We start from the raw sequence: 19,470 nt of genomic DNA on the forward strand, positions 1-19,470 counted from the left end.
GGCGCGCCTCCACCGGCACCCGCACCGGCGACGTCACGGCCCCGCGGCGCCGAAGTAGCGGACGATGCGTTCCAGCCCGGTCCACAGGTCGTCCTCGGCGGTCGCGAACGAGATCCGGACGTGCCCCTCGCCCGACGGCCCGTACTCCGCGCCGGCCCGCACCAGCACCCCCTGCCCGGCCAGCTCGCGGGCGACGTCCTCGGAGGGCACGCCGGTGCCGTACCGGAGGAATCCGTAGAACGCGCCCTCCGGCGGCACCAGTTGCAGGCCGGGCACGCCGGACAGGCGCGCGACCGCCAGCTCGCGCCGCCGCCGGTACCCGTCGACCATGGCCGCCACGACCTCGTCCGGCAGTTCCAGGGCCGCCAGGGCCGCGTACTGGACGGCGGTGTTCAGCGAGCCGTTCAGGCTCCGGTGCACGTGGGCCGCCGCGTCCACCACCGCGCGCGGCCCGGTCAGGTACCCCACCCGCCAGCCGGTCATCGCGTACGTCTTGGAGAAGGTCTGCACGTACACGGTCCGGTCCCGCAGCGAGTCGATCTCCAGCGCCGATGTCGGCTCGTGCCCCGGGTAGGTCAGCCGGTGGTACGCCTCGTCGCTGACGACGAGGGTGCCGGAGCCGTCCAGCAGCTCGCCGAGGGCCTCCAGCTCCTGCCTGCGGTGGACGATGCCCGTGGGGTTCGCCGGGTTCGAGAAGATCATCATGGCCGCGCCGGGGAGCGCGGCGGCCAGCGCGTCGAGGTCCCAGTGCAGGTCGGGGGCGAGCGGGACGTGGTCCACGGTGCCCCCGGCGAGGACGACCAGGTCGGCGTAGAGCGAGTAGGCGGGCTCCGGGATCACCACGCGGTCGCCGGGGTCGACCGTCGCCAGCACCACTGCCGCCAGCGCGGCGGTCGCGCCGTGGGTGACCACGACGTCGTCCGCGGTCCAGGCCCGGCCGGGGCGGGCCGGCAGGCGCGCCGCGAGCGCGGCGCGCAGCTCCCGGATTCCGCGCTGGTCGGCGTAGTGGGTGTGCCCCCGGCGCAGGGCGGTCACCGCGGCGGCGATCACCGGCGGTGGCGTCGGGTGGTCCGGCTCGCCCATGGCCAGCGAGACGGTCCCGGGTGGGGCCGGGGCGAGAGCCGGGCGCCGCGAGAGGCGGCGCAGCTCCGCGATCCGGAAGGCGGGTGCCGCGGCGGGCGGCACGGCGGTCACCGGGTCGCAGCCTCGTCGCCGGGGCGGGCGGCGAGGATGCGGCGGCGCAGCGCCTCCTCCTTCGCCACGATCCCGTCGACCGCGCCCGCGACCTCCCGCGCACGGCGCCGAGGTACGACGACGACGCCGTCGGCGTCGCCGACGAGCACGTCGCCCGCCGCCACGACCACGCCGCCGACCGCCACCGGGGCGCCGACCGTGCCGGGGCCCTCCTTGAACGGACCCGCGGGAGTGACGGCCCGCGCGTAGACCGTCAGGCCCATCGCGGACAGCGCCTGGACGTCGCGCACCGCGCCGTCGACCACCGCGCCGGCGAGCCCGGCGTTGACCATGATCTCGCCGATGAGGTCGCCGATCAGCGCGCGGGTCGTGTCCCCGTGCCCGTTGACGACCAGGACGTCGCCCGGCCGGGCCTCGTCGAGCGCCCGGTGGACGGCGAGGTTGTCGCCGGACCGCACGTCGACGGTGAGCGCGTTGCCCAGCAGCGTGGCGCGCTCGGTGACGAGCCGGATGCCGCCGTCCACGACGGTCATCCGCTCCAGCGCGTCGCCGACGTTGGCGGCCGGTACCTCCCCCAGCCGGCGGGTTTCCCCCGCCGCCACGCGGTCCCAGCCCGGAGTGACGGACACGCTGTCCGCCGCCGCGGCAATGAACACGATGGTCTCCGTTCTTAAATGAGGCTGTTATCTCAGATAAGAATGACCATAGCCGCTCGGCCGGCCGGCGACAACGGGCGGTCGGGCCCTACGGCAAGGGCGGCAGTCGGCGCACCGCCGGCTGCCGCCCTTGTACCGGCCCCTACGACCAGCGGCGCAGCACCGCCCGCGCCGGGAGGGTGACCGCGAGCAGCGCCAGGCCGCCCGCGCCGGCCACGAAGGACACGTACACCAGCGGCGGCACGTACGGCGCCGCACCCGTCAGGCCGCTCATCATCGGGATCAGCGTGGCCGCGGCGATCGCGGAGCCGACGACCACGCCCACCGCCGAGACCAGCGCGCCCTCCCAGCGGAGCATCGCGAGCACCTGGCGCCGGGTGGAGCCGACGAGGCGCAGCGTGCCCAGTTCGCGGCGGCGGTCGAGGACCGTCATCACCAGGGTGTTGACGGCCGCGACGGCGGCGAAGCCGCCGAGGACCGCGGCCATGGTCTTGTTGGACCAGGACCCCAGCTTCGCGTCGAGGCTCTTCTCGGCGGCGTAGCCGGCTGCGTCGGTGACCTCGCCCAGCTCGCCGAGCGCCCGTGCGTCCCCGCCGCGGACCAGCAGCGCCGTGTCGAAGCCCGAGGTGACGTGCCCGTCCAGGTCCGCCCGGTCCATGGTCACCGTGCCCAGGCCGAGGCCACGGCCGTAGACCGAGACGACCTCCGGGTCGGCCTTCGTACCGTCCGGCAGGTAGAGCGGCAGCCGGTCGCCGACGGAGACGCCCGCGGAGGACGCCAGGGTCTTGTCGATGGCGATCCGGTCCTTGCCGATCCGGTCCAGGCTGCCTTCGCGTACGTCCAGGTCCTGCACCTTCGCCAGCTTGTCGGCGGAGGTGACGCCCTGGGTGGCCGCGCCCAGCAGCGACTTGAACTCGCCGGAGCCGACCGGCACCAGCACCTGCGTGTTGAGCACCCCGACCGCCGTGTCCACGCCCGGTGCGCGGGCGGCACCGGCCGCCGCGTCCGCCGGCAGCCCGGCCGGGTCGGTCACCACGTGGTCCGCGGTGACGCCCGCGCGCAACTGCTCGTCGGCGGCATGGTTCTCGCTCGTGTTCATGAAGACGAGCGTCGAGGCGAACGCCATCGCGAGCGCGATCGGGGTGATCGCGGACGCGAGCCGGCGGGCGTTGGTACGGGAGTTGGCGGCGGCCAACTGCGCGGCCGCGCCCGCGGCGCGCAGCGGCAGGCCGAAGAGGCGTGCGCACAACTGCGCCAGCAGCGGGCCGAGCAGCCCGACGGCGAGCATGAAGCTCATCACGACGCCGAGGGAGGCACCGGCCGCGTCGTCACCGGAGGAGTTGGCCGCGACGCCGGTGAGGGTCGCGCCGCCGGCGAGGGCGACGACGCCGAGTGCGGTACGGACCACGCCCGGCCGCGTACGTTCCATCGACGCCTCGGTGAGCGCCTGGCCCGGCTTCATCTTCGCCGGCCGCCGCCCCGCCGCCCAGCCGGCGCCGAGCGCGGTGAGCAGCCCGGCCCCCACCGCGGCGAGCAGCGGGAACCCCGAGACGTGCAGGCCGACCGCCTCCGGCACCGCGCCGCGGTCCTTGAGCTGCCCGAACCACCAGTGCGCGAGCCCGATGCCGGGCAGGGTGCCGAGGATCCCGGCGAGCGGCGCGACGACCAGCGCCTCGGCGGAGACCGCGCGGCGGATCTGCCGCGGGGTGGCGCCGACGGCGCGCAGGAGCGCGAACTCCCGGGCCCGCTGCGAGACGGACAGCGCCACGGTCCCGGCCGCGGTGAACACCGCGACGATGGCGGCGACGCCGCCGAAGGGGCCGCCGATGCCGAAGAGCGTGTCCTTGCCGTAGGCCAGGCCCGGGTCCTCGACGGCGCCGCGGTCGTCGCCGACGTGCACCTGGGCGTCCGACCCGGCCAGGGCCTTCTTCACGGAGTCGGCGAGGGCGTCGGCGCCGGTGCCGTCCTCGGCCAGTACGGCGACGGCGTCCGCCTTGCCGGGGTGCCCGGCGAGCGCGGGTGCCTGACCGTCGGCGAACCAGGCGAGGGAGCCCGGCTCGCCGCCGTCCCGGGCGGTGTCCCCGGCGCCGGCCTCGGCGAGGCCCGCGACGCGGAAGTCCTGCTTCCCGGCGGCGGTCTCCAGCGCGACGGTGTCGCCGACCTCCGCCTTCATGGCGCGGGCCGCGGCGGCGTCGAGCACCACTTCGCCGGTACGCGGCGCGCCGCCGGCCGTGAGCTCCGTACCGGTGAAGGCGTGCGAGCCCCAGCCGTGCGCGGTGAGCGGGCCGTCCCCGGTCCGTACCGGGAAGGTGAAGTCCGCCACCGCCTCCCCGACGCCCGGCGCCCCGGCGGCCTTCGCCGCCAGCCCGGCGTCGAGCCGCGCCGTGTCAGGCAGCGGGACGGCCTCCTTCTCCAGGTCCTCGCCGCTGCCCGTGACGACGTACTCGTACTGGTCGGCCGCCGCGACGACCGGCGCCTTCTCGTACCGCTCGGCGGGCACCGAGGCACGCAGGCCGGTCTCCAGCAGGATGCCGCAGGCCGTGACGATCAGCGCCGACATCATCAGCACCACGAAGGTCCCGGCGAACGACGCGGGCTTGAAGCGGACGGCGGCGCGGGCGAGTCCGTTGGGGCGCATCATGCCGGCACCCCCGCCATGGCCTCGCCGCGCACGTCAGCGGCGGTACGGGCTCCGGTACGGGCACCGAGCCCGGCCATCCGCGCCGCGATCTGCGCCGCGGAGCCGCCCGCGAGCCGGTCGGCGAAGGCGCCGTCCGCGAGGAACAGCACCTGGTCCGCCCAGGCGGCGGCGGCCGGGTCGTGGGTGACCATCACGACGGTGGCACCCAGGGTGTCGACGGCGTGCCGCAGCAGGCCGAGGACCTCGGCGGCGGTGGCGGTGTCGAGGGCGCCGGTGGGCTCGTCGGCGAAGATCACGTCGGGGCTGGTGACCAGGGCGCGGGCGATGGCCACGCGCTGCTGCTGCCCGCCGGACAGCTCGGCAGGCCGGCGCCGCGCCTTGTCGGCGAGCCCGACCTGCGCCAGCACCGCGTCCGCCCGGCCCCGGTTCCGGTGCCGTCCGGCGAGGCGCAGGGGGAGCAGGACGTTCTGCTCCACGGTCAGGGAGGGCAGCAGGTTGAACGCCTGGAAGACGAAGCCGAGGCGGCTGCGCCGCAGTTCGGTGACTGCGTTCTCCTTCATGCCGGTGATCTCCGTGCCGCCGAGGCACACGGATCCGGCCGTCGGCCGGTCGAGGCCGGCGGCGCACTGCAGGAACGTCGACTTGCCGGACCCGGACGGGCCCATCACCGCGGTGAACGTGCCGCGCGGGAGCGCGAGGTCGACGCCCGCCAGTGCGTGTACGGTGCCGCTGCCGCGGCCGTACCGCCGCCGGACGCCGCGCAGCTCCACGGCGAGTCCTGGGGTGGCCGCCGGGGCCTCGGCGGCCGGGACCTCCGGCCCGCCGCCGGCCGCCGGCCGGTGGTCCGCCTTGTGCCGCTTGCTGCCACGCAGTCTCATGATCCGCCCTTTCGTCATCTCTTCGTGCTGACGGCTGAAGAGTGCGCGGACGGCTGGCCGCCGGGCGTCATACCCGGGAGCCGATGTGGAGGTAGTACCCCGGTAGGGGGTGGCGGAGGGGCCGGCCCCCCTACTCGCCGGGGGCCACCAGCCCCGATTCGTACGCGATGACGACCGCCTGCGCGCGATCGCGCAGGTCGAGCTTGGTCAGCACCCGGCTGACGTGCGTCTTCACCGTCTGCTCGGCCAGCACCAGCATCTCCGCGATCTCCGCGTTGGACCGGCCGCGGGCCACCAGGGTCAGGACCTCGGTCTCGCGCTCCGTCAGGGCCTTCAGCCGCAGCGCGGGCTTGCCCCGGCCGGCGGGCCGCTGCCGGGCGAAGTCCGCGATGAGCCGCCGGGTCACCGACGGGGCGAGCAGCGCGTCGCCGGAGGCCACGACCCGTACCGCCGCGATGAGGTCCGCCGGCGGCGCGTCCTTGAGCAGGAAGCCGCTCGCGCCCGCCCGCAGCGCCTCGTAGACGTAGTCGTCCACGTCGAACGTGGTGAGCATCAGCACCCGCGGCCGGTGGTCCCCCACAGCCTGAACGGCGTGGGCGGTGCCCCCATCCCCCGCGGGCGGCGCCAGGATGCGGCGCGCCGCCTCCAGGCCGTCCATCTCGGGCATGCGGACGTCCATCAGCACGACGTCGGGATGGGTACGCCGGCTCAGTTCCACGCCCTGTGCGCCGTCGGGGGCTTCCCCCACGACGTCGATGTCGCTCTGGGCGGCCAGCAGCGCGGCGAAGCCCGCCCGCACCATGGCCTGGTCGTCGACGATGATGACGCGCGTCGTCACCCGGTGTCCTTTCCGTTCAGGGGGAGGTGGGCCGCGACCCGGAAGCCGCCGTCCGGCAGCGGGCCCGCGTCGAAGGTGCCGTCGACGAGCCGGACCCGCTCGCGCATGCCGACGAGGCCGTGCCCGGTGCCGCTGTGCTCCAGCGGTGCGGTGGGCGGCTCCGGCGGCGGCCCGTTGACGACGAGGACCGTGAGCCGGTCGCCGGCGTCCGACAGTGACAGCGACACCCGCGTCGCGGCGCCCGGCGCGTGCCGTACGACGTTCGCCAGCGCCTCCTGCACGATGCGGTACGCGGACAGCCCCACCGCCTCCGGCACGTCGGCGTCGCAGGGCGTGAACTCCACCGGCCCGCCGGCCCGCTCCGTCGCCGCCACCAACTGCCCGATCTGCGCCAGGTCCGGCTGCGGCGCGACCTCGCCGTGCGTCTCCTCGTTGCGCAGCACGCCGAGGAGCCGGCGCATCTCGCCCAGCGACTCGCGCGCGGTCGCCGCGATCGACGTGAACTCGCCGCGCACCTCCGGCGGCAGCTCGGCGAGGCGGTACTCCGCGGTGTCCGCCTGCACCGTGATGACGGACATGTGGTGCGCCACCACGTCGTGCAGTTCGCGCGCGATGCGGGCGCGCTCCTCCAGCAGCGTCCGGCGGCCGCGTTCGGCCTCGCTGATCGTCTCCTGCTCGGTCAGCCTGCGCTGCACCTCGTGCCGCTCCCGCAGCACGCCGGTGATCAGGAGGGTCACCCCGCCGAGGATCATCAGCAGGACGCTTCTGTCGTTCACCCGGTCGGGCGCGACGTACAGCAGCCCGACGTTCGCGCCCGCCGTCGCCAGCCACACCAGCACCAGCGTCCGGCGGGACTCGCGCAGGCCGAGGGCGAGGCAGAGGCCGATGTACCCGACGATCTGCATCGGCGGGAACGGCCACTCCTGCCGCTCGCCGTAGTCGGCGCTGAGCAAGGCCAGCGCTCCGGCCACGTCCGCGGCGAAGATCACGTACCAGGCGAGCAGCGGCCGGGTGACGGCGAGCAGCAGCGGCGCCGACTGTGCGACGGCCAGCAGGCTCGCGACGCCGGCGTTCAGCCCGTAGTCGACGGTGAGCACCCGGATGGTGGTGGGCAGGAGGGCGACGCACAGCACGAACGCCAGGCCCCACGGCAGCAGTCGCACCCAACGGCGCGACGCCGTCGCGAGCAGCGGGCGCGGGCGCTCCGGCTCCACGGACGTCATGGGCCCAGCCTATGCGCGGCCGTACGGGGCCCGTGGCGCCCACCCCGTGGCACGGATGGGCGCCAACGGATCGCCACCTTTGTTCCTGTTCGCTCCGGTTTGTACGGCGCATTGTGGTGGACGTGAACGCCTGGTTACTCTGTGCGCCCTCCCGATCTCCAAGGGTGACGGAAATGATGAGCACACCGCACATCAGCCAGTGATCTGCGGTCCCCTGCCCCTCGGCCGGGGACCGGCGGCCAAGGAGGTCAGGGTGTTGCTTCTCATCTCTCCGGACGGTGTCGAGGAGGCTCTCGACTGTGCGAAGGCGGCGGAGCATCTCGACATCGTCGACGTCAAGAAGCCTGACGAGGGCTCTCTCGGCGCGAACTTCCCCTGGGTGATCAGGGAGATCCGCGACGCGGTCCCGGCGGACAAGCCGGTGTCCGCGACCGTGGGGGACGTCCCGTACAAGCCGGGCACCGTGGCCCAGGCCGCGCTCGGCGCGGTCGTCTCGGGGGCCACGTACATCAAGGTCGGCCTCTACGGATGCACGACGCCTGATCAGGGCATCGAGGTCATGCGCGCGGTCGTCCGGGCGGTGAAGGACCACCGCCCGGACGCGCTCGTCGTCGCCTCGGGCTATGCCGACGCCCACCGGATCGGCTGCGTCAATCCGCTCGCCGTGCCCGACATCGCCGCCCGCTCCGGCGCCGACGCGGCCATGCTCGACACCGCCGTCAAGGACGGGACGCGGCTGTTCGACCACCTTCCGCCGGACGCGTGTGCGGAGTTCGTCCGGCGGACCCACGCGTCCGGCCGGCTCGCGGCCCTGGCGGGCAGCGTCACGCAGGCCGACCTCGGTCCGCTGACCAGCATCGGTACGGACATCGTGGGCGTGCGGGGCGCGGTCTGCGAGGGCGGTGACCGCAATACGGGAAGGATCCGGCCGCATCTGGTGGCCGCCTTCCGGGCGGAGATGGAGCGGCACGCCCGGGAGCACACCGCCGGCGTCTCCTCCGTGCACTGACCGCCGTCATGCCGACCTCTGAGGCCGATCGCGCCCACGGATACCGGGCCGGACGTTTCGCCGTCGTCGACCCGGCCACCGGGGAGGCGCTCGACGAGGCTCCCGATCAGCAGCCGGACGAGCTGGACGCCGTGGTCGACCGGGCCCACCGGGCCTGGCACGGCTGGCGGGCCGACCCCGCCGCACGCAGCGCTGCGCTGCGCGCGGCGGCCGGCGCGGTGGAGGCGGCCGGCGACGACCTCGCCCGGTTGCTCACCCGGGAACAGGGCAAGCCCCTGGCCGAGTCGTACGCGGAGGTGGCCCGTACGGCGGCCCGCCTGCGCTACTTCGCGGACCTCGCCCCCAGAACCCGGCGGATCGTCGACGGCCGGCCGGTGCGCAGCGAGGTCCGCTGGCGGCCGCTCGGGCCCGTCGCCGCGATCGTGCCGTGGAACTTTCCCCTCCAGCTCGCGGCGGCGAAGTTCGCGCCCGCGCTCGCGGCGGGCAACACCATGATCCTCAAACCGTCCCCGTTCACCCCTCTGGCCACCCGGCTGCTCGGCTCCGTCCTCTCCGCCGTCCTGCCCGAGGACGTCCTGACCGTCGTCACCGGCCGCGAACCCCTCGGTGCCCGTCTCGCGTCCCATCCGGGCATCCGCCACGTGACCTTCACCGGTTCGGTGTCCACCGGGCGGGCCGTCGCCGAAGCGGCGGCGGCCTCGCTCGCCCGGGTCACCTTGGAGCTGGGCGGCAACGACGCCGCCGTCCTGCTGGACGACGTCGACGTGGACCGGATCGCGGACCGGCTGTTCTGGGCGGCGTTCCGCAACTGCGGGCAGGTCTGCATGGCCGTCAAACGCGTCTACGCCCCGGCCCGGCTGCACGCCGAGGTCGTCGAAGCCCTCGCCCAGCTCGCGAAGACCGTCGCCGTCGGGCCCGGCCTCGACCCGGACACCCGGCTGGGCCCCGTAAGCAACGCCCCGCAGCTCGCCCGCATCGAGCAGGTCACCCGGCAGGCTCTGGCGGACGGTGCCCGGGCGGCGGCGGGCGGCCACCGGGTGGACGGGCCCGGCTACTTCTTCGCTCCCACGATCCTCACCGACGTACCGCCGGGCACCCCGGTGGTGACCGGAGAACAGTTCGGACCGGTGCTGCCGGTGCTGCCGTACGGGAGCCTCGACGAAGCCGTCGAGGCGGCGAACGGCACCGGCTTCGGACTGGGCGGCTCCGTGTGGGGCACCGATCCCGACCGGGCCGAGGCGGTGGCCGAGCGGCTCGAATGCGGCACGGCCTGGGTCAACGACCATGCCGAACTGTCCCTCGCCCAGCCCTTCGCGGGTGTCAAGGACAGCGGCGTCGGCGTCGCCGGCGGGCCGTGGGGTCTGTACGGCAACCTCCGGCCGTTCGTCGTCCACCGCCCGGAGGAGTCGTGACGATGAGGTTCCGGGCAGCCGTATTGCACTCGTACGAGAGCCCGTTCACGGTCGAGGAGGTGGTGCTGCGGGCAGAGCCCGCCGCCGGCGAGATCCTGGTCGAGATCGCCGGCACCGGGATGTGCCGGACCGATCTCGCGGTCCGGCGATCCGCCGGCCGGAGCCCTGTGCCGGCAGTCCTCGGCCATGAGGGCGCCGGAGTCGTGGTTTGCACGGGGGGCGGCCCGGACGCCGCGATCGGCGTCGGTGACCACGTCGTCCTGAGCTTCGACTCCTGCGGACACTGCCGGACCTGCCGCGGCGCGGCCCCCGCCTACTGCGAGTCCTTCGCCACCCTCAACCTCTTCGGGGGGCGCACGGAGGAACCGCCGCGGCTCACCGACGCGACCGGTAAGGCACTGGCACCCCGGTGGTTCGGGCAGTCCTCGTTCGCCCACTACGCCCTCGTTGAGGCCCGCAACGCCGTACGGGTCGATCCCGCACTGCCGCTCGAACTGCTCGGGCCCCTCGGCTGCGGCTGCCTCACCGGCGCCGGAGCCGTGCTGAACACCTTCGGCGCAGGTCCCGGCGACACCCTCGCGGTCTTCGGCGCGGGAGCGGTGGGCCTGACCGCGGTGATGGCGGCCACCGCCGCGGGCGTACCGACCGTGGCCGTCGACCGGCATCCTGACAGGCTCGCCATGGCCGAGCGGTTCGGCGCGACCCCCCTGCCTGCCGCCTCACCCGGCCTCCCCGAACGGATCCGGCGACTGACCGACGGCGGCGTCCAGTACGCGCTGGACACCACGGCCTCGCCCCCGCTCATCAACAGCGCACTCCAAGCCCTGCGCCCCACCGGCAGCCTCGGACTGGTGGCACGCCTCCACACCCCGCTGACGCTCGAACCGGGCACGCTCGACCGCGGCCGCAGCATTCGCCACATCTGCGAAGGGGACGCCGTACCCGGCGTACTGATACCCCGGCTGATCGGACTGTGGCAGGCCGGGCGCTTCCCCTTCGGCGAGCTCATCCGCACCTACCCGTTGGCCGGCATCAACGAGGCCGAACGCGACTGCGACGCCGGCCGTGTCGTCAAACCCGTCCTGGTCCCCGAAAGAACAAGCCGGTGAGCGAGGCAAGCGGCACCGAGGACTCGCTTCCGACAAGTGAGCATCCCGCATCCCCACTTCCGCCGACGGAGGACGCATGGCAGGAACGACGCCCCAGCACATAGACGTGGAAGGCGTGGACGGAGGGGTGGGCCTGACCGCCCTCCTGGTCGCCGCGGCACGGGCCATCGAAACCCACCGCCACGACAGTCTGGCCCGGGACGCCTACGCGGAACACTTTGTCCGCGCGGCTGCTGCCTGCGCGGACTGGCCGGTGCGCATCGAGCAGGTTCCGGACGGGGACGGCAACCCGCTGTGGGGCCGGTTCGCCCGGTACTTCGGCCTGCGCACGAGAGCGCTTGACGATTTCCTCCTCCGGTCGGCCGCCGCCGGCGCCGGCCAAGTGGTCCTGCTGGGAGCGGGGCTGGACACCCGCGCCTTCCGGCTGGATCTGCCGTCCGACTGCGTCATCTTCGAGATCGACAGGGCGGGCGTGCTGGCCTTCAAGCAGCGTGTGCTCACGGACCTGTCGGCCGCCCCGAAGGCCAAGCGCGTCCCCGTACCGGCCGACCTGCGCGAGGGCTGGGTCGGCGCGCTGACCACCGCCGGCTTCGACCCGGCCGCACCGAGCGTCTGGCTGGCCGAGGGACTCCTCTTCTACCTGCCGGGCCCCGCCGAGACGTACCTCATCGACACGGTGGACAGACTGACCGCCGGAGGCAGCGCTCTGGCCTTCGAGGCCAAGCTGGAAAAGGACCTGCAGGCGTACCGAGACAGCCCGATCTACACGGCGACGCGAGAGCAGATCGGCATCGACCTGCTCTACCTCTTCGACAAGGGGCCACGGCCCGACTCCGCGGGTGCCCTGACGGCCAGGGGCTGGTCCACCTCGATGCACACACCCTTCGACTTCACCCGCCGGCACGGACGCGGCCCTCTCCCCGAGCCCAACGATGCGCTGGAGGGAAACCGGTGGGTGTTCGCGCACAAGCCCGTGCCATGACGCCCGCACGGGGGCCGGGGGCGGGGCCCCGGCCGCGGGCCCCGCTCGGCGGGACGTGTCCCGAGGGTGCCGCCACGGCCGGGAAAGCCGCTGACGGACCGTGTCAGCCGGCCCGGGCGGCCACCAACTTGTCACCGGGGATCCCGGCCATGTCCGGCGCGTAGTAGTCCTTGATGCCGACGGCCCAACTGGCCACCGTGATGCGGTCCTCGGCGTCCGGACCGAAGGCGTCGAAGAGGGCGTGGATGTTCGCCTCCTCGAAGCCGATCGCCAGCATCAGCGATACGAAGAGGGGCCGCTCGATCAGGCCGTCCCTGTCGGGGTCGCCGAGTGCGGAGAGGGCCTCGGCGAACTCCGCGATCGTGGGACCGAAACGCTCGGGGTCTAGCACGAACGGACGGAACTCGTCCACGCTGATCACACCGTCGCCATTGGCGTCCAGTTCGGTGGCCAGCGTCGTCCAGTAGCGGCGGAACGCGGCCCTGATGGCGTCCCTGGCGCCGTCGCTCGAAGCGGCCGCCGCCTCCAGTACACGGCCCGTCATCAGGTCGAAGTCCTCGGAGTCGAGGACTCCGTTGCCGTTGGCGTCGAAGAGGGAGAAGACCAGCTCGACCCGCTTGGCGGCCTCGTCTCGCATTTCCATCACCTGTCTTCTGCGACCCGATGAATCCGGGCCTGGGCCAATGAGGACCGCCTGCACTGAGGCAACCGAAACCACGAAGTCAGCAGCCCCGACTGTCCTCCCCACTTCAGCGCGTGTAGCGGCCATGACTCATTGAAACCGCAATGCCGAGACGCCGACTCTCGATCTTCGCTTCTGATGACAGAAGGACTATTGAATGCGCGTATCTGACAAGTCGTATACCTCGCCTGTGGCAACCAGACTGTTTCAACTGATCCCCTTCGACAGCCATGCACCGTGCGCAGAAGCGGTGCGCACCGACGCCGAGCAATTCGCCGGTGTCGTCGACGGCTTGCCGCCCGTCGTCACTCCTGCAGCAACTCCGCCGCCCGCTGAGGCGCCTGGTATACGGATCCCCGCGCGCCACAGGCGTCACCCCTCACTGCGTCTTTCGTCGCCAACGCGGCGCGCGTCATGCCGCGTGTGCGAGTTGACCCTCCCCTTACGTCAGGCTTGAGGCTGTACGCCGACGAAAGGGCAGGTGGATGAGCTACTCCGTGGGGCAGGTCTCGGCCTTCGCCGGCGTGACGGTGCGGACACTGCATCACTACGACAAGGCGGGACTGCTGTCGCCCAGCGACCGCAGCCGCGCCGGATACCGGCTCTACAGCGAGGCCGACCTGGTCCGTCTCCAGCAGATCCTCTTCTACCGCGAGCTCGGCTTCCCCCTCGACGAGATCGCCGAGATCGTCGAGGACCCGCAGGCGAACCCCCTGGAGCGGCTCCGGGCCCGGCAGCGGCAGCTCAGTGAGGAGATCGCCAGGCTGCAGCGGCTGGCCGAGGTGGCGGAACGCGCGATCGAGGTCCAGAAGACAGGCGTGTCCCTGACCCCTCAAGAACGCTTCGAGGTCTTTGGCGAGGTCGCCTTCGACCTGAGTTATGCCACCGAGGCGGAGCTGAAATGGGCGCGGTCGCAGGGGCGGCGCGAGGCCATGGCGCGCGCGGCCGCCCACACCAAGGAGGACTGGCGCCAGCTCATGGAGGAAGCCGCCGCCTGGCGCGCCGAACTGCTCACGGCCTTCGACGAGGGGGTGCCGAGCGACGGCGAGCGGGCCATGGACCTCGCCGAGGAGCACCGCTTGCACATCACACGCTGGTTCGCCGCCTGCCCGCCAGACATGCACCGACGCATCGCGGATGACGTCGTCGCCGACCCGCGCGCCTTCGCCCTCGTCGTACCGCCCTCGCAGCAACGCCCCGGCCTGGCCGCCTATACACACAAGGCGGTCTACGCCAACGCAGCCCGTGCCAGCATCGAGGAGGACCGGTGAGGATCCTGATCGCCACCGCCGGATCGCGCGGCGACGTCGCGCCTTATACGGGCCTGGGTGCTGAACTGCGCCGGGCCGGGTACGACGTCGCCCTTGCCGCCACAGACACCTTCGCACCCCTCGTACGCGACGCAGGGCTGGAATTCCGCAGCCTGCCCGCCGACACAGGAGAGCGTGGCGGCACGGGCAAACGTGAACTGATGCGTACCGCTGCCGCGTTCGCCACCGAACTGGGCCAGGGCTTCGCCGACGCGGTGGAAGAGGGCACGGACTTGCTCCTGCTGTCGACCACGACGGCCCCGCTCGGCTGGCACCTCACCGAGGCCACGGGCATACCGAGCCTCGGCGTCTACCTCCAGCCCACCACACCGACCGGCGACTTCCCGCCCGTCGTGACAGGCTCCCGCTCGCTGGGACGTCTCGCCAACCGGGCAACCGGACGCTTCGCACTGCGGATGGCCGACCGCGTCTACGAACAGGCGGCGGCAAAGCTGCGCCACCGCCTCGAGCTGCCCCCGGCCTCCCCTTCCGAGATACGCCGACGGCAGGAACAGGCGAATTGGCCCGTTCTCCACGGCTTCAGCACGACCCTGGTGCCCCGCCCCTCCGACTGGCGCTCCGGCCTGCGGGTCGTAGGCAACTGGTGGCCCCATCACGATGAGTCCGAACGACTGTCCGCCGAACTCGAGGACTTCCTGTGCGCGGGACCCCGGCCCGTCCTCATCGGCTTCGGGAGCATGGCTTCCGGCGACGGAGAACGGCTCAGCGAGATCGCCGTACGAGCCCTGCGCCGCGCCGGCCTGCGGGGGATCCTCCAAGCCGGCAGCGCCGGTCTCGCCGCGGACGGGGACGACGTGCTCGCCATCGGGGACGTACCGCACACCCTGCTGTTCCCACGGCTGGCCGCGGTGGTCCACCACGCCGGAGCCGGCACCTCGGCCGCCGCCCTGCGCGCCGGAGTACCCGCGGTCACCGTGCCGGTGACCGCAGACCAGCCGTTCTGGGCAAGCCGACTCGCCACCCTCGGCGCCGCCACCGCCCCGATCCCCTTCCGGTCCCTCACCGCCGAACGGCTCGCCGACTCACTGGAACAAGCGGTGAAGCAACAGGCACACAGCCGAGCCGCCACAAGAGCGTCGAAACACCTGGCGACCGAGAACGGAGCAGGCCGGACACTGAAGATCATCCAACAACTGGCCAATGAATGACGCCAATCCACCCCGACGAAGCCAATCGCCTCGGCGCGCTCCGGCGCCGGTGCTGAGCGTCGGACCCCTTCTGCGACAAGTTCTCCGAGGCGTACCGCTACACAGACGCGGACGGCTTGACGCACTACCGCTGGATAGGGAGTGGGATGTCGGGTGGGTGAGGGTCGGTTCCCGGGGGCAGGGCGGCTGGTTTGCCGGGGTGGCCCGCTACGCAGGCTTTGCCCTGGCCGGAGGTGGTGTCTCGCGTAAACGTGTCCTCAAAACTTCATGTCGCTCCGTCCACCCCTGAGGCATGCGTTCAGGTCACGGCACCTTGCGGTTGGGTACTCCGACGTGAACGGGTCCTTCGCTTCCACGCGGGCCGTCAGCGGTGGTGCGCGGCGGGCGTCTTCGGTTTACGGGCTGCTGCCCGCAGACCGCCCCACAGTGCCGCCGCCGCGGCCTCTGCCGGGAGCGTCGCCGTCGGCGGGGCGGCCGCGGTAGGGGAGGGGGCGGTGGGGGGTGTCGGGGGCGGGGTGAGGGAGTGGAGGTTGCCGGCTACGCGGACGCCGGCGGCGGTGATGCCGGCGACTATCTCGTTCGCCACCGCTGCCGCGGCCTGCGTCGCCCAGCGCGGGGTCGTGATGCGGGGGGCGTCCGGTGGGGGTGCGTACGTCTGGTCGAGGTGGCGCATCACACCGTTGCGGATCACCTTGTGGTAGCGGTCGCCCGACCAGCCGCGGGCGTCCACTTCGATGTTCAGTTGCCGCAGCAGCTCCACCTCGCCGAGCGTCAGCGAGCGGTTGATCACCCCGTCCTCCGGCACCAGCGTCCCCGCAGCGACCCCCAGCAGCTCCTCGAAGACCCGCAACTGCATGTCGCGGTCGGTCTCGTCGACCACCACCACGGTCAGCCGGTCGGGGCCCACCGCCCGCGCCCACCGCGCCACCAGCTCGTCGTGCCGGTGCCGCAGCCAGAACGTCGCCGCCACCGGATCCTTCCTCGGGCCGCGGAAGACGGTCTCCAGCCAGTCCTCGTACGGCGTGCAGAGCCCGTCCTTGACCTCCTGTTGCCACTGCGAGGGCACGATCTTCACCAGGGGCCGCAGCGTCACCGCCACGTGGACGCGCTCCCCGCCGAGCCCCTCGACCGCGCGCCGCGCCGCGTCCGCCTCCGCGTTGCAGAACGCCTCGCTGCTGATCATCACCCGGCGCTCTCCGGCGGCCGCCACCTCCGCGCACAGCCCGTCCCAGTCGGCGGCCGTCGGCGTCACCGAGCCTTTGCGCAGCCTCGCCCCCGTCACCGCGGCCGCCGCCACCCGCGCCTGCCGGCCCTTCCCCGCGTACACGGCGCCGCCCGCGGCCAGCCGCTCCCGCGACTGGTGGAACGCGCCCTGCAGCGCGGTCGTGCCCGTCTTGTACGGGCCTATGTGCAGCAGGCGCGTGCCCGCCGCGAGTGTCAGCCGCTGTTCCGTCATCCGCGCGTCCGATCCCCTCGGTCCCCTTGGCCGCCCTCGGCCTCCCCGCGGGAGCGGGGAACAGGACTAAACCACAGGATGCGCCCCGCGCCGCCCGGCGGGGTCGGGGTTCTCGGGCGGTGCGGGGCACGGGGAGGGCGGGGCCGCAGCGCTTCCTGCTTCACGGGCAGATCGGCACCATCCGCGGCGTCATGGCGGCCGCCACCGTCACGAATGCTCGCCTGTGCCGCGTCCGAGCACCGCAGCGTCAGCGCGGCGGACGCCCCGCGCACGGAGTCTGGCGCCGCTGCCCCAGAGACGCCGGACGCGGGGCGGGCCGCGTACCGCGAAGGCCCGGCCGGGGCTGGCTCTCGATGATGCCGGGCGACTCCTACAAGGACGACATGGTCCGCAGCCGCTTGGAGAGCCTCCACGAGGCCATCACCGCCGCCTGTCGGCCCTCCGCAAAGGTGGACCCCGGCCAAGGGGCACGCTTGAGGACCGGTCGTTGGGGGCCGGGATGTCAGTCGAATTCGGTGCGTGTGGTTCGGGTTGTGGGTTAGGCGAAGGCTGGCATGATCTGTTCCTTGATCAGTCGTAGTTGGGTGTTGACGTCGGCCGCTTCGGTGAGGTCGCGGCCGGTGAAGGTTTTGACCATGGTGCGGTCGGTGATGGCGCAGATCATGTGGTTGACGCCGGTGGGTGCGATGTCTCGCTGGATCTTCTCCAGGCACTCCTCGGGTGTGCCTGCGATGGAGAGCCGCTCGGCGACCTGGGGCGAGGTCAGTTCGATGCCTCGCGCCAGGTCTCCGGCGGCGATCGCCTCGATGACCGGCTTCAGCTCCGCCGGGTCCACTCCGTTGCGGAGCAACTGCTCCTCGGGCATGGAAGAGGCGTAGATGCCGACCATGCTGCGCGCCGCCTCCTTGGCGACCGCCCCGTCGGGCCCGGTCGCGAAGACCACCCAGGCCCCGATGTCGAGCGATCGCCAGTCCTTGCCTGCACGTTCGGCTCCGGTACGGATGTGCTGTACCGCGTACTCGTACGCGTCGCGGGTGTAGCTCAGCGCGTGATGGCAGCCGTCCGACAATTCCCCGGCTGCCTGGAAGGACTTGGGCCCGCGCATCGCGCCGAGCTTGAGCGGTAGGCGTTCCTGTACGGGCCGCGCGAAGGTGAAGAGCCCGTCGTAGGAGAAGAACTCGCCTTCGTAGGTGAGTGCACCCTCGTCGAGGAACGTGCGCATCACGTGCAGTGCTTCTTTCACGCGCGACAGCGGTTTCGTACGAGTCCAGTCGATCCGGTACTGGGCGAGCAGTCCGAAGTTGCCGCTGGACAGTACGCCTTCGGCCCGGCCGCCGGTGAGTTCGTCCAGGGTGGCGAGTGCCTGCGCGATCAGTGTCGGCTCCCGCAGGGTCACCGGCGACACACTCGGCCCGAGCCGAATTCGCTCGGTACGGCCGGCTGCCGCCGCGAACAGCAGCCACAGATCCTTGTGCCAGGTCTCGTCGGCCGCGTAGCAGGCGTAAAAGCCCAGGTCGTCTGCTAATCGTATGGATTCCAGGGACTCGGCCACGGGGTAGTCGGGGAGCATGGCGTAGCTGAACTTCATGAGCGCCGCCTTCGATCGGGGACCTGCCTGCGGTGTCCTATGTCCTACGCTACGCAAGCGCCATGCCCGTATCGAGAGCGCCTCAGGTGCCTACCGCGACGGCCTGCGCTGCCCGTCCCGTACTTGAGGTACGGCTCCCGGCAGGGCGGATGGACGGGAGCAGGGGACCGCGGACGGTGCGCCCCTGGACTTCGCGCGAGCCGAGACCGGCGTCGCGGGGTGTCGGCGGTCGGGTACCGCACTCGGATCCGCTGGCTCCGCAAACCGGGAACCCCAGCCTGAAGCAGCGCCACCTCCTGCCCACGCGCCCCCACGCCACCGGGGCAGCAGGCCACGCGATCGCCTCTGCTCCTTCCGCAGTGCTCGATGCGGCCACGAGCCCGGCGGGCGGTCACGGCGTGGCGATCATCTGCCGTCCGGCGCCGGAGCGGGATCGGCCACCAGGACGACGAGGGTGTGATGTTTGAGCCGGTTTCTGCGACTGAGGCCCGTGACGGTGAGGCGCGCTCGCCGGGCGGGGTGCGTACCGGCGGTCGGGGCTTGGGAGGTGAGGAGGACGGTGGCGCGCCCGGCTGGGGTTCGGTTGGGGGTGTTGAGCGCGGCCAGGTGGCCGGTGTCCGGGAGGGTGTGGAGCCGGGCGCCGGGGCTGAGTGCCGGAGAGCCGCACCGAACGTCGTGCCTGCCGGGTGTGGAGCCGAGGGCCGGGGCTGGGTGCGGTGAGTTCGTGGCCGCGGGGGAGCGGTACCCGGCTCGTGTTGTCTTCGCCCCAGCAGATGAGCACCGGCAGGTCGATCGCTGGATAGCGGTGCCGCATGGCGCGTCTGTGTAGTGCTTGTCGTCCAGGCGATGGCGGTCGACGAGGCCGCGCGGCCCGCTTCGCCGGGCCAGGGGCCGACCGGTCTGTCGAGGTCGGCCCGGGTGGAGGCCGGGGCTGCTGGCGGACTTCACGTACTTGCGTACCACCGCTTTGTGTACCGAGAGGGGGAGCCGGGCGAAGGACTCGGCCGTGAGGCTGGACTCTTCCCCGTGTCCCGGCGACGCGCCGTACGGCGTCTTCGGACGCGTGCTCCTGGTTTTGTCCCATCCTTGTCTTGATACGGACCCTCGGTAACACCGTCCCAGGGAGGCGGGAGGCGCCCATGTCCGTCGAGAGTGTGACCCTTCCGATCGCCGGCGCGCAGCTCAGCGGCGACCTCGCGGTGCCCGATGAGGCCGCGGGCCTGGTGCTGTTCGTGCGTGGTGGTGGTGGTTCGGGGTGCAGTCCGCGTAACCGGGCTGTCGCTGCCCAGTTGAACGGCCGCGGTTTCGGCACCTTGCTGCTGG

General features: G+C 72.7%; 15 protein-coding genes and 1 pseudogene. 7 read left to right on the forward strand and 9 right to left on the reverse strand.

The window, feature by feature from the left end:
- Window positions 1–33: 33 nt before the first annotated feature.
- The 6 genes from ACFYVJ_RS27865 to ACFYVJ_RS27890 all read right to left on the reverse strand — a co-directional run bounded on the left by ACFYVJ_RS27865 (window position 34) and on the right by ACFYVJ_RS27890 (window position 7,430).
- Window positions 34–1,194, reverse strand: coding sequence for a pyridoxal phosphate-dependent aminotransferase (locus tag ACFYVJ_RS27865; RefSeq protein WP_388896928.1), 1,161 nt, complete (start codon window positions 1,192–1,194; stop codon window positions 34–36).
- Window positions 1,191–1,850, reverse strand: coding sequence for an RraA family protein (locus tag ACFYVJ_RS27870; RefSeq protein ID WP_388896931.1), 660 nt, complete (start codon window positions 1,848–1,850; stop codon window positions 1,191–1,193). Before ACFYVJ_RS27870 ends, ACFYVJ_RS27865 begins: the two co-directional genes overlap by 4 nt.
- Before the next feature lie 142 nt (window positions 1,851–1,992).
- On the reverse strand, window positions 1,993–4,491 hold the full coding sequence (locus ACFYVJ_RS27875; RefSeq protein WP_388896934.1) for an ABC transporter permease: 2,499 nt from the start codon (window positions 4,489–4,491) through the stop codon (window positions 1,993–1,995).
- Window positions 4,488–5,369, reverse strand: coding sequence for an ABC transporter ATP-binding protein (locus ACFYVJ_RS27880; protein ID WP_388896937.1), 882 nt, complete (start codon window positions 5,367–5,369; stop codon window positions 4,488–4,490). The genes ACFYVJ_RS27875 and ACFYVJ_RS27880 overlap by 4 nt, the downstream gene beginning before the upstream one ends.
- A 130-nt stretch (window positions 5,370–5,499) precedes the next feature.
- Entirely contained in the window at window positions 5,500–6,207 is a 708-nt protein-coding gene (locus ACFYVJ_RS27885) for a response regulator (RefSeq protein ID WP_388896940.1), read from the reverse strand.
- Complete coding sequence (locus ACFYVJ_RS27890) at window positions 6,204–7,430, reverse strand: sensor histidine kinase (protein ID WP_388896943.1); 1,227 nt, start codon at window positions 7,428–7,430, stop codon at window positions 6,204–6,206. The genes ACFYVJ_RS27885 and ACFYVJ_RS27890 overlap by 4 nt, the downstream gene beginning before the upstream one ends.
- A 253-nt stretch (window positions 7,431–7,683) precedes the next feature.
- On the opposite strand from ACFYVJ_RS27890, the gene ACFYVJ_RS27895 reads away from it, so the two are divergent.
- The 4 genes from ACFYVJ_RS27895 to ACFYVJ_RS27910 all read left to right on the forward strand — a co-directional run bounded on the left by ACFYVJ_RS27895 (window position 7,684) and on the right by ACFYVJ_RS27910 (window position 11,942).
- A complete protein-coding gene (locus tag ACFYVJ_RS27895; protein ID WP_388896946.1) occupies window positions 7,684–8,439 on the forward strand; it encodes a (5-formylfuran-3-yl)methyl phosphate synthase in 756 nt (251 codons plus the stop codon).
- A gap of 8 nt (window positions 8,440–8,447) precedes the next feature.
- Entirely contained in the window at window positions 8,448–9,851 is a 1,404-nt protein-coding gene (locus ACFYVJ_RS27900; RefSeq protein WP_388896948.1) for an aldehyde dehydrogenase family protein, read from the forward strand.
- A 2-nt stretch (window positions 9,852–9,853) separates the two neighbouring features.
- Window positions 9,854–10,960 carry an NAD(P)-dependent alcohol dehydrogenase gene (locus tag ACFYVJ_RS27905; protein ID WP_388896951.1) on the forward strand — a complete coding sequence of 369 codons (1,107 nt, stop codon included), beginning with the start codon at window positions 9,854–9,856 and terminating at the stop codon, window positions 10,958–10,960.
- Between the two features lie 76 nt (window positions 10,961–11,036).
- A complete protein-coding gene (locus ACFYVJ_RS27910; protein ID WP_388896954.1) occupies window positions 11,037–11,942 on the forward strand; it encodes a class I SAM-dependent methyltransferase in 906 nt (301 codons plus the stop codon).
- A 103-nt stretch (window positions 11,943–12,045) separates the two neighbouring features.
- On the opposite strand, the gene ACFYVJ_RS27915 is transcribed toward ACFYVJ_RS27910, so the two are convergent.
- Entirely contained in the window at window positions 12,046–12,579 is a 534-nt protein-coding gene (locus ACFYVJ_RS27915) for an EF-hand domain-containing protein (protein ID WP_388896956.1), read from the reverse strand.
- Window positions 12,580–13,109: 530 nt separating this feature from the next.
- Here ACFYVJ_RS27915 and ACFYVJ_RS27920 point away from each other — a divergent pair.
- Both ACFYVJ_RS27920 and ACFYVJ_RS27925 read left to right on the forward strand, forming a co-directional pair.
- A complete protein-coding gene (locus ACFYVJ_RS27920) occupies window positions 13,110–13,895 on the forward strand; it encodes a MerR family transcriptional regulator (RefSeq protein WP_388896959.1) in 786 nt (261 codons plus the stop codon).
- The gene (locus ACFYVJ_RS27925) at window positions 13,892–15,103 is read left to right on the forward strand and encodes a glycosyltransferase (RefSeq protein ID WP_388896962.1); all 1,212 of its coding nucleotides are present in this window, start codon (window positions 13,892–13,894) and stop codon (window positions 15,101–15,103) included. Before ACFYVJ_RS27920 ends, ACFYVJ_RS27925 begins: the two co-directional genes overlap by 4 nt.
- A 364-nt stretch (window positions 15,104–15,467) precedes the next feature.
- On the opposite strand, the gene ACFYVJ_RS27930 is transcribed toward ACFYVJ_RS27925, so the two are convergent.
- Window positions 15,468–16,559: a hypothetical protein gene (locus ACFYVJ_RS27930; RefSeq protein ID WP_388896965.1), complete on the reverse strand. Its 1,092-nt coding sequence runs from the start codon at window positions 16,557–16,559 to the stop codon at window positions 15,468–15,470.
- 538 nt (window positions 16,560–17,097) lie between these two features.
- Entirely contained in the window at window positions 17,098–18,147 is a 1,050-nt protein-coding gene (locus tag ACFYVJ_RS27935) for an LLM class flavin-dependent oxidoreductase (RefSeq protein ID WP_388896968.1), read from the reverse strand.
- 1,139 nt (window positions 18,148–19,286) lie between these two features.
- Between ACFYVJ_RS27935 and ACFYVJ_RS27940 the strand changes: the two are divergent.
- Window positions 19,287–19,470: pseudogene (locus ACFYVJ_RS27940) on the forward strand (hydrolase); the annotation flags it as partial.

The sequence above is a fragment of the Streptomyces sp. NPDC004134 genome (assembly GCF_042874195.1).
Classification (GTDB): domain Bacteria; phylum Actinomycetota; class Actinomycetes; order Streptomycetales; family Streptomycetaceae; genus Streptomyces.